At 72.6% G+C, this 13536-nt stretch carries 10 protein-coding genes; 4 read left to right on the plus strand and 6 right to left on the minus strand.

Going from position 1 to position 13536, the window contains the following annotated elements; translation table 11 throughout:
* The first annotated feature begins 173 nt into the window (after positions 1-173).
* Both ACFP1K_RS24795 and ACFP1K_RS24800 read left to right on the plus strand, forming a co-directional pair.
* On the plus strand, positions 174-2171 hold the full coding sequence (locus ACFP1K_RS24795; protein ID WP_380757408.1) for an alpha/beta hydrolase: 1998 nt from the start codon (positions 174-176) through the stop codon (positions 2169-2171).
* A gap of 138 nt (positions 2172-2309) precedes the next feature.
* Positions 2310-3152 (plus strand): GNAT family N-acetyltransferase, encoded by an 843-nt coding sequence (locus ACFP1K_RS24800; RefSeq protein WP_380757491.1) that lies wholly within the window; start codon positions 2310-2312, stop codon positions 3150-3152.
* A gap of 23 nt (positions 3153-3175) precedes the next feature.
* Here the strand turns inward: ACFP1K_RS24800 and ACFP1K_RS24805 are convergent, their stop codons facing one another.
* The 3 genes from ACFP1K_RS24805 to ACFP1K_RS24815 form a co-directional block, all read right to left on the minus strand.
* Complete coding sequence (locus ACFP1K_RS24805) at positions 3176-4498, minus strand: alkyl sulfatase dimerization domain-containing protein (RefSeq protein WP_380757411.1); 1323 nt, start codon at positions 4496-4498, stop codon at positions 3176-3178.
* Positions 4499-4568: 70 nt separating this feature from the next.
* A complete protein-coding gene (locus ACFP1K_RS24810) occupies positions 4569-7196 on the minus strand; it encodes a LuxR C-terminal-related transcriptional regulator (protein WP_380757413.1) in 2628 nt (875 codons plus the stop codon).
* 228 nt (positions 7197-7424) lie between these two features.
* A complete protein-coding gene (locus ACFP1K_RS24815) occupies positions 7425-7844 on the minus strand; it encodes an ATP-binding protein (protein WP_380757415.1) in 420 nt (139 codons plus the stop codon).
* 196 nt (positions 7845-8040) lie between these two features.
* Here ACFP1K_RS24815 and ACFP1K_RS24820 point away from each other — a divergent pair, with 196 nt between their 5' ends.
* Both ACFP1K_RS24820 and ACFP1K_RS24825 read left to right on the plus strand, forming a co-directional pair.
* Positions 8041-8898 carry a helix-turn-helix domain-containing protein gene (locus ACFP1K_RS24820; RefSeq protein ID WP_380757417.1) on the plus strand — a complete coding sequence of 286 codons (858 nt, stop codon included), beginning with the start codon at positions 8041-8043 and terminating at the stop codon, positions 8896-8898.
* 26 nt (positions 8899-8924) lie between these two features.
* Entirely contained in the window at positions 8925-9143 is a 219-nt protein-coding gene (locus ACFP1K_RS24825) for a DUF397 domain-containing protein (protein ID WP_380757419.1), read from the plus strand.
* Here ACFP1K_RS24825 and ACFP1K_RS24830 read toward each other — a convergent pair.
* The 3 genes from ACFP1K_RS24830 to ACFP1K_RS24840 form a co-directional block, all read right to left on the minus strand.
* Positions 9133-9957 (minus strand): CHAP domain-containing protein, encoded by an 825-nt coding sequence (locus ACFP1K_RS24830; protein ID WP_380757421.1) that lies wholly within the window; start codon positions 9955-9957, stop codon positions 9133-9135. The two genes, ACFP1K_RS24825 and ACFP1K_RS24830, sit on opposite strands and share 11 nt — an antisense overlap.
* A gap of 332 nt (positions 9958-10289) precedes the next feature.
* Positions 10290-11525, minus strand: a complete 1236-nt coding sequence (locus tag ACFP1K_RS24835) for an alpha/beta hydrolase (protein WP_380757423.1) — start codon at positions 11523-11525, stop codon at positions 10290-10292.
* Between the two features lie 127 nt (positions 11526-11652).
* A complete protein-coding gene (locus ACFP1K_RS24840; RefSeq protein WP_380757425.1) occupies positions 11653-13209 on the minus strand; it encodes a hypothetical protein in 1557 nt (518 codons plus the stop codon).
* Between the last annotated feature and the right edge of the window lie 327 nt (positions 13210-13536).

Below are 13536 nucleotides of genomic sequence, written 5' to 3' on the forward strand. Positions count from 1 at the left end.
GCCGATGGTGGCCGGTCCCCTTGTCCACAGCACGCCCGGAGCGTCCCTGGGCCGGTGGTAGCGTTGCCGTCGCTACACTGTGCGATCAAGTGACTACTTAACGATGGCAGGTCGAGGCCGGGTGCCGGGCGCCGCAGCGGGCGCCGCCGTGCCCGGCGGTGGGGGAGTGACGGGTGAAGCGGGTTCTTGGTGTCGTGGCCGGCATGGCGGTGCTGCTCGGCGGCCTGACCGGCGGGGCGAGCGCGCGGGCCGCGCGGCCCGGTGACGGGGTGTCGTGGGGTGCCTGCCCCGGGGCGAAGGCGCCGGCCGTCCAGTGCGCCGTCGTGCGTGTCCCGCTCGACTACACCAAACCGGACGGTCCGTCCATCGCCCTGGCGCTCAACCGCATCAAGGGGATCGCCTCCGGCACCAGCGGCCATCTCGGGTCGCTGCTCGTCAACCCGGGCGGTCCCGGCGCCTCCGGCGTCGCCCTCGCCCGTTACGTCGCGGCCGCCCTGCCGAAGGACGTCGCGGCGCGCTACGACGTGATCGGCTTCGACCCCCGGGGCGTCGGGAACAGCGAGCCCTCGCTGAGCTGCGCCGACCCGAGGAAACACTTCGCCGCGCCGCGCCTGGACCAGGTGCCGAAGAACGACGCGGCCCAGGCCGCCCTGCTCGCCCGCGCCAAGCAGTACGCCGTGGCGTGCGGCGTCCGCTGGGGCTGGCTGCTGCCCCACATGACCTCCGAGAACTCCGCGCGGGACATGGACGTCATCCGCCGGGCCCTCGGCGAAGAGAAGATCAGCTACCTCGGCTACTCCTACGGCACCTACCTCGGCGCGGTGTACGCCACGCTGTTCCCGAGCCGGGTGAAGCGCATGGTGCTCGACAGCGTGGTCGACCCCGAGGGCGTGTGGTACGACGCCAACATCGCGCAGGACCACGCCTTCGACCGGCGCCACCGCGCCTTCCTGGCCTGGGTGGCGCGCCACCACGACGTCTACCACGTCGGCCGCACCGAGGGCGCGGTGTCGGCCGCCTGGTACGGCATGCGAGGCAGGCTGGCCGCCAAGCCCGCGGGCGGCCTGGTCGGGCCCAGCGAGTTGGACGACATCTACACCGTCGGCGGGTACACCGACATCGTCTGGCCGACGTTCGCCGCCGCGTTCTCGTCGTACGTCCGCAAGGGCCAGGCGGAGGGCCTGGTGAACGCGTACCGCCGTCACGTGGACCACGATGCCGCCGCCGAGAACAACTACGCGGTGTACCTCGCGGTGCAGTGCCGCGACGCCGCGTGGCCGCGCGACTGGTCGCGCTGGCTGGCCGACACCACCGAGGTGAACGCCAAGTCGCCGTTCATGGCGTGGGCCAACGCCTGGTACAACGCCCCGTGCGCCTTCTGGCCCGAGCCCGGCGGCAAGCCCGTCCGGGTCGGCGGCGCCGCCGGCCTGCCGCCTCTGCTGCTGGTCCAGTCCCGCCACGACGCCGCCACCCCGTTCGGGGGCGCACTGCGCATCCGCGACCGCTTCCCGTCCTCGCGGCTCCTGGTGGAGGGCGGCGGCAACCACGGCGTGTCCCTCGGCGGCAACTTCTGCGTCGACCAGCACCTCGCCTCCTACCTCCGCGATGCCACCGTCCCCGGCCCCGCCACCCGCCGGCGCTCCCGCCACGCCGACGCCACCTGCCCCGCCACTCCCGCCCCCCGCCCGATCCCCCCCACTCCCACCCCCAAGGGCGCCACGGACAAGCCCCCGTCCCACACCAAGTCCCCGCTGCGCGTCATGGCTCCCCTGGACGCCGGGGTCCCGTCACGAGCCGGGGTCCCGCTGGGTGCCGGGGGCCCGTTGAGTGCCGGGGTGCCGCTGGGTGCCGGGGTGCCGCTGGGTGCCGGGGTGCCGTTGAGTGCCGGAGTCCCGCTGGGTGCCGGGGTCCCGCTGGGCGCTGAGGGCCCTCTGGGTGTCGAGTCCCCGCTGCGTGTCGAACGCCCGCTGCGTGTCGAACGCCCGCTGCGTGTCGAAGGCCCGCTGCGTGTCGAAGGCCCGCTGCGTGTCGAAGGCCCGCTGCGTGTCGAAGGCCCGCTGCGTGTCGAATCTTCGCTGGGTTTCGAGTCTTCGCGGGGGTTCGAGTCCTCGTCGGGTGCCGGGGTTCCTCTGCGGGGTGCGGCGCCTGGGCGGGGTACCCCCTGGGGGTGACGTGGGGGTTCGTGGTCTTGTGTTCCGGCGTCAGGTGTCGACGCGGATGTGATGGGCCGGGGAGGTGAAGAGAGGGAACGGCGGTGGGTAGGGTCGGTTCGTTCCAAAATCGGGATGGTCGCGTAGGCTGGGCGCGTGATGCTGCGTACATCGGCGTCGCGCGTGCTCGACGATCACGACCGCGAAGAGGTGCTGGCGCTCCTGGACGCGGACCCGGTCGCCAACGTCTTCGTCGCCTCCCGGGTCCGGTCCGTGGGATTGAATCCGGCGCGTCTCGGCGGTCAGATGTGGGGATTGGGCCCGCGTGGCGGGCTGACCTCCCTCTGCTACGCCGGCGCCAATCTCGTCCCGGTCAACGCCGGACCCGAGGCGATTCAGGCGTTCGCGGACCGCGCGCGCAGGCAGGGCCGCCGTTGCTCGTCAATCGTCGGCCCGGCCGACGCGGTGGAGAAGCTCTGGGAACGCCTGGAGCCCTATTGGGGCGCGGCCCGCGCCATCCGCTGGGCCCAGCCTGTCATGGCGACCTCCGCGCCGTCCCCCGTCCCGCCCGATCCCCTGGTACGCCAGGTTCGCCCGGACGAGTTCTCCACCCTGCTCCCGGCCTGCGTGGCCATGTTCACCGAAGAGGTCGGCATCTCTCCCGACCTCGGTGACGGCGGCGCGCTCTACCGCTCCCGGGTGGCCGAGCTGATCCGGATCGGCCGCTCCTTCGCCCGCATCGAGGACGGCAAGGTCGTCTTCAAGGCCGAAGTCGGCGCGGTGACCCCGCAGGCCTGCCAGATCCAGGGCGTCTGGGTCCACCCCGACCACCGCGGCCAGGGTCACTCGGTGTCCGGCATGGCCGCCATCGTCGACCACACCCTGCGCCGTTTCGCGCCCACCGTCACCCTCTACGTGAACGACTTCAACACGGCCGCCCGCGCCGCGTACCGCCGCGCGGGCTTCCGCGAGGTCGACACCTTCATGTCCGTCCTCTTCTGAGCCCTTCCCGCCCGGGGCGGGGCTCAGTCGGTGGCGGGGGGGACCCACCAGAGCTCACCGCCGGCGATGTCGTGGTAGACGTCCAGCAGGTCCTCCTGGGTGATGGCGCTGCGGGACTCGGCGGCGGCCCAGGTGTAGACGCCCCTGGCCATGATCGAGGTCTCCTCCTGGACGCGGAGCATGTAGACCCGGGCGCGGACCTCGTGGACCTTTCCGTCGGCGGGGGCCGCCTGCGTGGCGAACTCGGCCAGCTGGCAGGCCAGGCGGAGGTCCCCGTCGGCGGCGGCCCGCGCGGCGCGGGCGGCGATGGGACGGGCGCCGCCCGCGAGCTCGGCCAGCGCGCCGGCGAGGACGGCGTCCGCGGGAGGCTTCAGGTGAGCGGGGTCACCGTCGTGCCAGCCGCCGTAGAGGCGCCAGATGTTGCGGACCACGAACTCCGGCTCGTCGTAGTACGGCTGGAGGTAGGGCCGGTCGGCCAGTTCACCCGGGGCGCGCACGGACAGCAGGATCTCGTTGAGGCGGGCCCCGGCGTTCATCATGTCCAGGGTCTGGTCGACGAGGCTGTCCAGGTAGTCGGCCGTGTCGATCAGCGCCTGGCGCACCCGCCCGGCACCCACGATGGGCAGGCCGTGTCCGGGCAGCAGCACCTCGGCGTCCAGGGCGGCCATCGCGCGCAGGGCGACGGCCCACTCGTCGGGATAGCGCTGCACCTTCTGCGGGTTGCCGGCGTTCGGCGTGACCCAGACGAACAGGTCGCCGGTCAGCAGGACCCCGCGCTCGGGCAGGAACGCCCAGGTGGCGTCGTCGGTCTCGCCGCGGGCGTGCCGCATGTCGAAGGTCACGTCGCCGAGCGTGACGGCCATCCGGTCCCGGTAGGTCAGGTCGGGCGTGCGGTAGGCCGCGGGCCAGGTCAGCGTGGTGAAGCCGAACTGCCGCTGGTTGATGACCGTGTTGTAGCCGGCCGTCCTCGCGTACCGGGTGAACCGCGCCGCGACGTTCTCGTGCGCGACGACGTTCGGCCGCGGCCCCGTCTCGGCGTCGAACGGCGCCATGCCGGCCACGTGGTCGAAGTGCCCGTGCGAGTAGATCGCGTAGCGGACCGGCTCGTCCGACCACCCCCGGATCGCCGCGTGCGCGTTCTGCGCGTCCACGACGTTCCCTGTGTCGAACAGAGCCAGGCCGCCATCGCCTCGGACGCCGTAAACATTCCCGAAGGCCGGCCACATGACCACGCCCTCGGCGACCTCCTGCGCCCCCCTCGAGCGCAGGTCCCGCAGCGGCATCTCCCGCGGTGACACCGAGCCGCGCCAGACGTCTTCCGCGTGGTCGAGGATCGGCGATGTCATGCGCCAACCCTGTCGCGGAACGGTCCCGGCGCATCAGTAGGGAGATCCCTACAGCTGCGCGCCGGCGCCTTCAGACCTCGCCGCGTTCGAACGCCACCGCCAGCTCCACGCGGGAGCGCAGGCCGGTCTTGGCGTAGACCCGGGTGAGGTACACCTCGACGGTCTTGCGGCTGTAGTGGAGCTCCTCGGCGATCTGCGGGTTGGACAGGCCGCCGGCCACCAGCTCGATGACGCGGCGCTCCGCGGGCGTGAGGGGGGCCACGGTGGCGGGGGCCAGACCGGCGGCCTTCAGGGCGATGGCGGCGCGGCTCTGCCAGGGGACGGCGCCGAGGTCGGTGAAGATGGCGTGGGCGCGGACCAGCTGCTGGGAGTCGCCGAGACCGCCGAGGATCAGGCGGGCCCTGGCCTCCTCGAACTTCAGGCCGTCGGCGCGGGCGGCCTCCAGCGCGGCCTCGGTGTGGTCGCGGTCGCGGAAGGCGGCGCCGAGCGCGAGGTCGGCGACCAGCCGGGCGCGTGGCGTCCCGGTCTTGGCGACCTCGGCGAGCGCGGTGGCGGCCTCGCGGGCGGGGCCGATCTCGCCCGCGACGCCGTGCATGATGACCCGCATGCCGTACGCCCGGTGCAGCACGTCCGGCGGGCCGGTGGCGACCGCCTCGTCCAGCAGGCGGGCCGCGGCGGCGCGGTCGCCGCGGCCGACGGCGTACCGGGCGCGGAACACCGCGCGCAGGGACACCTGCATCACGCAGTTGGGCGGCGGGTCGGCGAGCAGCGGCTCGGCCTCGTCGTACCGGCCCTGGTCGAGCAGGATCTCCAGCTCGATGTTGCGCAGCAGCGAGAGGTTCTCCCAGAGCCCGGCCTCGGTGAGGGAGACGGCGTCGGAGCGGATGTCGCGCAGCGCGTGCTCCCACTCGCCGCCGAGCCGCCGCACCACCGCCATGGTGCGCACGTGCTGTCCCGCGATGTTGTGCCAGCCGAGGCCGCGGTAGATCTCCTCGGCCTGGGAGAGCAGGTCGATGGTGCGGCTGCGCACCCCGCCCCCGGCGAGCAGGTGCGCCGCGGACTCCAGCGCCGCCAGCCGCGCCGCGGGCGGCAGCGCGGCGGACGTGGACAGCATGGTGTCCAGCGCCCGCTCGGTCTCCTCCCACCGGCCTTTGATGATGGCGTTGCCCGCCAGCGCGCTCAGCGCGATCACCATGTCCTGCGGCGGGCACTCCGGCAGCGCGCGCCACGCCTGCGCCGTCAGCTCCGAGGAGTCCATCCCGAGCTGGGTGCTGATCACGGCCTGCTGGGCGAGCAGCGCCGTGCGGTCGTCGGCGGCGGGCAGCTGCTCGGTGGCGATCGACACCGCCAGCTCGTACTGCCCCATGGAGTGCGCCGCGTTCACCATCGTCTGCGCGGTCCTGGTGTGCCGCCGCCCGGGCGTGAGCACGGCCAGCGCCGCCTGCCCGGCGCGCAGCGCGTCCGAGGGCCGGGACCCCTTCCAGTACGACAGCGACTGCCGGGCCAGTAGCACGCCGCGCTCCTCGCCGGAGGCGAGCTCGGCGGCCCGGCCGTACCAGTGGCCGGCCGACAGCGGCGCCGTCCAGCGGGTCAGCTCGGCCGCGCGCAGCATCGCGGGCAGCGCCTCGGCGCTCTGGCCGCCCGCCGCGACGTGCGTGGCCCATTCCAGCACCCGCCGGGTGCCGCTGAGGCCCTGCCGCCGCAGCAGCTCGGCGATCCTGGCGTGCACGCCGCGCCGCTCGGCCGGGCCGAGGTCGGCGTACAACGCCTCGGCGACCAGCGGGTGGGCGAACTCGAAGGCGCCGTCGTCGGTGACGACGACCACGCCGTCCCGCACCAGCCCGTCGAACGCGCGCTCGGCCTCGCCGGGTCCGAGCCCCGCGACCTCGGCGAGCGCGCCGAGGTCGTCGGGACCGGCCGGACGGGTGTGGCGCAGCGCCGCGAGCACGCGGGCGAGGTTCCTGCCGCCCTGGTCACGCTGGAACAGCCGGGTGAGCATGGCGCCGCGCCGCGTGCCGGGGTGCGCGGACCGCACGGCGCCGCCCTGCACCAGGGTCAGCACCGCCTCGCGCGCGAACCACGGGTTGCCGCGGCTCTCCCTGTGCACCTGCCGCACGATCGTCTCGCTCGGGGTGCGGCCGATCAGGTCGGTGACCAGCGCGGTCACCTCGTCCAGCGAGAGGGGGTCGAGCCGGACGACGAGGTCGGCGTCCATCGCGGGCAGCCGCCGCGCCGTCCCGGCCACGGTCAGGTCGCGCACCCGGCGCGGCAGGTAGGACAACACGCCGAGCGTGTCGTCGTCGGCCAGGTGCAGGTCGTCGACGGCGAGCAGCGTGCGTCCCGGCAGGCGTTCCAGGAGGTTGGCGGTGCGGACGGCGGGCGCGGAACCGGCGGCGCCGAGTGCGGCCTCGTCGATGGCCGCCAGCAGTTCCCGCAGCGGCTCGCCGGCCGCGGGGTCGTCGTGCAGCGCGCCGAGCGCGTCGGTGAGCGAGGCGTAGGCCAGACCGGTGCCGAAGTCGCGGGCCTGCCCGTGCAGCACGCGGTATCCCATGTTCCTGGCCAGGGTTTCGGCCTCGGCCAGCATGTGCGTCTTGCCGATCCCCGCCTCGCCGTGGATCAGGATCGTCACCGGCGGCCTGAGCAGCGCCGACTCGATGGCGCGAAGTGTGGCGGGTCGCCCGGAGGTGTGCCGCTCCACCCTTCACCGCCCTCCGTGATCGGTACGGCGGCGGGCCGAGGTGTTCTCGGTCAGGCCCACCCGGGCGGCGATGTCGGCCGGCACGCGTCGTACCGTATCCGGTTAGGTTTTGCGCCGCCAATCCCCGGATTCCGGGATGGTGACCGGTGGGCCACGAAGTCCGGCTATATGGTGATACGTCCAGGATCGATCGCCATGGTCACGCGGCCCGCGCGCCTCGGCGTATCCCTAGAAGGGGACCTCGAACCACGTGCGGGTGCCGGTGCGGTTGCGGGTGGCGCCCCATTCCTTGGAGAGGGCCTCGACGAGGAACATGCCGCGGCCGCACTCGGACATGGGGTCGGGGACGCAGATCTCGGGGATGGAGCCGATGGCGCCCTGGTCCAGCACCTCGACGCGGAAGGTCTCCACGGTGGCGAGGAGGCGGACGCGGACCTCGCCGCCGTCCAGGCCGGAGACGGTGTGGCGCAGAGCGTTGGTGATGACCTCGCAGGTGAGCAGTTCCACGACTTCGAGTGCCGGATGCTCCGTCGTGTCGGGCACCTGGAGATGGCGGGCGGCGGCGCGGCGAACCGCGCGGCGGGCCGGGGGGACCTCCGCCACCACTCCGGGAAACGTGAAGTCGCCGAGCAGCTGAACCGTCGCCATTGACGTCCTCGCTCTCTACTCGTCGTCGCCGGTCGGTCGAACCGTTGACGAGGCCGTGCGTTGGTGGAAACTCTACGCAGTCATCCGATTACTTTGGGATGATGACCCTGGTGCCGCCGGCTGTAAAGCCGTGCTGCCGGAACGGTTCCACGGTCCTCTGTTCTTAGTGGACGAGTTGCCCCTCAGGAGGGACATCATGGCAAGCCGAACCAGCCCGACGGTGCGTCGCCGGAGACTGGCCGCGGAGTTGCGCCGTCTTCGGCAGGCGTCCGGCAGGACACGCGAGGAGGTGGCGGAGTGGGTCGGCTGCGCGCCCGCCACCGTCACGAAGATAGAGAACGGCTCGGCGACCGCCAGGCCCGCGGACGTCTCCCTGCTCCTGGAGCTGTACGACGTCACCGGCGCGCCGCGGGACGAGCTGATGACCCTCGCCCGCGAGGCGCGCAGGCGCGGCTGGTGGCACCAGTACGCCGACACCTTCCACCCGGGTTTCGAGGTCTACGTCGGCCTGGAGGAGGAGGCCGCCCGGATCCGCTCGTACCAGGCCGAGGTGGTCGGCGGCCTGCTGCAGACCGAGGCGTACGCCCGGGCGCTGTTCGCGGCCGAGCTGCCCGCCGTGCCCGAGGACGCCGTGGCGCGGCAGGTGGCGGTGCGGCTGAAGCGGCAGGAACGCCTGACCGCGGGCGACCCCCCGCGCACGTGCGCCGTGCTGAACGAGGCCGCGCTGTGGCGCGAGGTCGGCGGGCGGGCCACGATGCGGGAGCAGCTGCGGCATCTGGTGAAGGTGTCGGGGATCGCCGGGACGACGGTGCAGGTGCTGCCGTTCGCCGCCGGGTCGCACCCGGGCATGCACGGGGCGTTCACCGTGCTGGGGTTCCCCGAGGACGGGGACGCGGACGTGGTGTACGTCGAATACCGGCAGGGAAGCCTGTACCTCGAGAAGCAGGCCGACAAAGAGGCGTACGTCCGGCTGTTCGATCACCTGCGCGCACGGGCGCTCGGCCCGGAGGAGTCCCGCGCCCTGATCTCGCGCGTGGCCGACCAGATGACGTGACGGCGTCCGACGAAGGAGACCCCCGCATGGACCAGCCTTCAGTCCGGTGGCGCAGGAGCACACGCAGCGCGACGACCGGCGGTGAGTGCGTCGAGGTGGCGGTGGTGCGGGGGGTGGGCCCGGCGGGCGGGCCGGTCTACATGGTGCGCGACTCGAAGAGGTCCCGCGGCCCGGTCCTCACGGTCACCTGGGGCGGGTGGGCGGCCTTCGTCCGCGGGGTCAAGACGGGCCGGATCACCGGCTGAGGCGCCGGGTGCGCCGGGCGCGGACACAGGCGACGACGGCCAGCAGGGCGACCAGCAGCGGCACCAGCAGGGTGACGTAGCCGGGCATGGCCTCACCGGGGACCGTGGCGAGACCGGCGGCGGCGACACCGGACGCGCCGGGTCCGGAGACCGGAACACCGGCGATCACGTAGGCGCCGGGGCCGGAGAAGGGGTATCCGGCGGTGACGACGCCGGAATCGGAGACCGGGTGGGCGACCGGGGCGGGCTGGGCCGGCGCCGGGGCGGCGGTGTGGGCGGCGTGCACGGCCTTGGCGACGCCGGGGGCGGGCGCCGGGGCGGGGGCGGAGGCCATGGCCTCGGCCTCCTGCTGGGCCTTCACCTGGTCGGGGTAGCCGTAGCCGACGACGTAGTCCTGGTCGCGGGTCTTCTCGCGGACGAACTGGCCGTCGACGTTGCCCTCGATGGTGTGGATGGTGTCGCCGTCGACGTCGATCACCATGCCGACGTGGTCGATGCCGTCGACCTCGCCCGCTCCGCTCCAGTCGTAGAACACCACCGCCCCGGGCTCGGGAGTGTCACCCCAGGCGTCGTGGGAGATGAACCACTCGGCGTGGCCCACGGTGTAGGCGAACTGGCCGAACCACTCGTCGTAGCCGAGCTTGTGCGCGGCCCACGACAGGAACATGTCGCACCACGGCTGGGCGGAGTAGTCGGAGTCGAACTCGACGGTCTTGCCGTACCAATCACCGAACTTGGTGTAGCCGCCGCCGTGCTCGCTGTAGCCGAGCTGGCTCTTGAGCAGCTGGATCATTTCGTGCAGTTCTGGGGACATGGGAAGTCGAGAGTCCTTCCACTGCGTGCCGGCGCTGGGGCGGCGCCGGAGGGGAACAACAGGTGGAGGAGCACGTTAGCCAGGAAAAGCGCAGGTCAAAAGGGTGCCAAGTGGACGCTTGCGCCTACCGGCACGGGGTCCGGCGCGGGGGTCCCGCGCGGAAAGCCTTACGCCGCCGGGGTTTTCGCCCGGGGGGCGCCGGGCGCCGGATGTTACCGTCCGACCCAAATCTTTACTCAAACATGACTAAAACCGACATGTCATGACGAATCGGGCATGCCGGGGTAGATCCCGGCGGGCCGTCGCGCGCCGGGATCCGGAGAACTTCCAGGTCAGCTCGTCGTGCGCGGCCTGCGCGAGTCGGGGGCGGGCACCGGGACCGGCGCCGGGGCGTGCGGCCGGGCGTCGAGACGGCGGGCCAGCCAGGGGAGCGCCTGCGGCAGCTCACGATTCCAGGTGGTGAAGTTGTGGCCGCCGCTCGGCAGGATCAGCGAGGCCGCCCGCATCGGGGAGCGGACCGCGTCCAGGAACCGCAGCGTGGACAGATAGTTGGACTCGCCCTGCCTGCTGGTCGTCACCAGGACCGAGACCGGCGGATGCGGCAGGTGGGACAGCCGCCACATCAGGTCGTTCTCGTTACGCAGCCGCCTGCTGCCGCCGAACAGGTCGCCGGTGGTGGCGTCGACCGGCGACTGGAAGTAGCCCGACAGCGACACGGCGGCCGAGTACGCCTCCGGGTGGCGCATGCTCAGCTTGAGCGCGCAGTAGCCGCCGGTGGAGCCGCCGAGCACGCCCCAGCCCGCCGCGGTGGTGGCGACCCGCAGCGACCCGGCGACCGCCCGCTTGAGGTCCCTGGTGAAGTAGGACTCCACCTGCGGGCCGCCCGGCACGTCCATGCACTCGGTGTCGCGCGGCGGCGCGACGGTCGGACGGGTGAGCACGAGGACGGTGGGCGGCATCCGCCCCTCCTCGATGGCCCGGGCGGCGACGGCGGGCATGTTCATGCGGCTGATGAGGTTGCGCGGATCACCTGGGTAGCCGGTCAGCCCGACGATCACGGGGAACCGGGTGTTCTCGTATTCCTTGGCAAAATACTGCGGGGGCAGATAAATGTAGGCGAGGGTGCTCAGCCCGGTGGCGGCGCCGGGAATCATCACTTCACTCAGCCGCCCCGCGGATTTATGAGTCTTTCCCGGAATATAGACGTTCGCCGAGCGGATCACCTGTATTCCGTGCGCCCGCCCGCCCGGATTCACCTCCTCGGGAGCCGGCGCCACGCCGCGGGGCGCCGAGTCCGGCGCCTCCACCTCGCGGACCGCGGGCACCGGTGCGGAGCCGGTGCCGAGCAGGTCGCTCCAGGAACCGTAGAAGCCGAAATAGTTGTTGACGAGCAGGCCGAGCGCCATCAGGGTGAGCGCCTGTGTGCCCGCGAGCACGCCGACGCGGCCGGCCACGGCGGGCCAGGTGCGGGCGCTGAGCCTCGGCCAGATCCACAGGGCCGAGCCGGTCAGGCCCCCTGCCGCGAGCACGATCGCCAGAATCGCGAGCCATGTCGACGTGAGCCCCATTCTCGGCCTCCCCGTGTCTCATTCCGCCCGCCTGCCGTCGGCGGGCCGTGCCAGGGAAGTTATCCAATCGAGATAAGAGCGGAATAAGGGACGAAAACCGGGAGGGCCCCCCGGGTAATGAAATGGTCTAGGCGATGAGACGGGCGGCGTGCAGGCGCTCGTCCAGGGCCGCGACGCTGCCGGTGCGCTGCCACGGGCTCAGCTGCTCGCGGGTCTCCACGACCGAGCGCACCAGCCGGGGGGAGGTGTTGTGCCGCGCCAGCCGGGCGGCCTCGCCGAGTTCCTCGCACGCCTCGTCGATGTGGCGCAGCGCGAGATGCGCCTGCGCGGTCTTCAGCTTGATGTAGGCGACGTTGCGCACGAACGACGGGTCGATGCCCGCCGCGGCGGTGCGCGCCACCTCCAGCGCCTGTGCGGGGTCGCCGGTGTCGAGCAGGCACCCCGCCCGGGTGGACAGATGTTGTCCCTCGCCGTAGAAGGGGACGAGCCGGGCGGCCGGGTCGTTCTCGTCGGCGGCGGCCAGCTCCCGCTGCGCCTGGTCCACCAGGCGGAAGCACCGCGTGTGGTCCTTGCGCCGCTCGCTCTTCGGCGTGCGCCGCACCACGGCCGCGTACGCGCGGGCGCCCACGTCGCTGGCGTACGCCATCAGCATCTTGCTGCCCGCCCGCTGCCCCCAGGCGAACGCGCCGAGCGCGTGCTCCACCCCGAGGCGAGGGTCGCCCCGCCAGGAGGCGAGCTGGCTCCAGTTGGCCAGCACCATGCTGCACATGGCGTCGTCGTCGCCCTGGTGCGCGGCGTTCCTGGCCTGCGCGTAGTAGTAGTCCGCGCCGCGGAAGTCGTTGAGGTTGAACAACATCCACGCGGTGCACCGCCGGATGTCCGCCAGCAGCGACAACAGCTTGCCGCGCATGTGCTCGTCCACCCCCGCCGACAGCAGGGAGGTGACGAGGTGCTGCTGGGCCAGCACGGTGGCGACGATCGCCTGCGGCCCGAGTGCGTCCTCCTGGCGCATGCAGTGGCGCAGCGCCGACTCGATGTGGCCGACCGTCGCTTCGTCCACCCGGCTCGGGTCGGCCGCCGCCAGCGTGAGGCGCTGGGTCTCTTCGGCGTTCGGCCTGGCCGGGGACGGCGCGGCGTACGCGGAGGTGGCGGCCGCCCCGATCAGGGCGAGGACGTCACGTCGATTCATCTGGGTTGCCCAATCCGTGAATGCGTGGACGAGCTGTTCGAACTCCCGATCACGCTGTTCTCCTGGGGGCATCGGGCCGGTGAGCGGCTCACCCGGCAGGATGCCCTTGATGTCACTGAAGGAAATGCCGGTGAGGGCCGGCGGCCCGCTGCGCGCCCGGGGCACGACGAGGTTCTCGTCGCCGCCGGTGTGGTCCTCGCCGTCCACCAGGTCGCTCGCGCGGCAGCGGTAGACGCGTGCCAGGCGGTTCAGCCCGGCGAGCGGCGGCTCGTTGCCGGTGAGCCCCGGCCAGGCCTCCCACGAGCCCAGCTTGCGGACGCTGAACGGCTCGGAGGGCCATCGGGCCTTCCACTCATCGACGACACGTTCCTGGGTGAACCTGTGCGCCTCGCGGAACGCCTGCCGGGCGTTGAGCCGGTAGCGCCTGCGGTACTCGTGTGCGATCTCGGTCCATGTCGCGCCGCGTTCGCGGAGCTCCGCGGTGAGGCGATCCATTTCCTCTTTGAGACTGCGTGGCTTACGTGGCATCGCGTACCCTCCGACCCCCGTGGATGCGTACTGCCGACACCGAGAGTAGCCAAAGGATCGCACCGGCTACGGAGGGTTGCCGGTAATCGGCGGCCAGACCACCGGTTTCTGTCACGACCGGCCGCGTGGGCGCCGGATCCGGGGTTCCGGCCTACAGACGCACCCCGCGCGAGCGCCTGTTGGCGCCTGGGCCGCCCACCGGAAGGTAAAGGTCCGCCACGTCACCGGGCCGACGCCGCCCGGTGCCGGAAGGCCGTCATGCGGCCGAGCCGTCCCTGAGCGTGAAAGGCCCGG

Source organism: Sphaerisporangium aureirubrum (assembly GCF_042658925.1).
Taxonomy (GTDB): domain Bacteria; phylum Actinomycetota; class Actinomycetes; order Streptosporangiales; family Streptosporangiaceae; genus Sphaerisporangium; species Sphaerisporangium aureirubrum.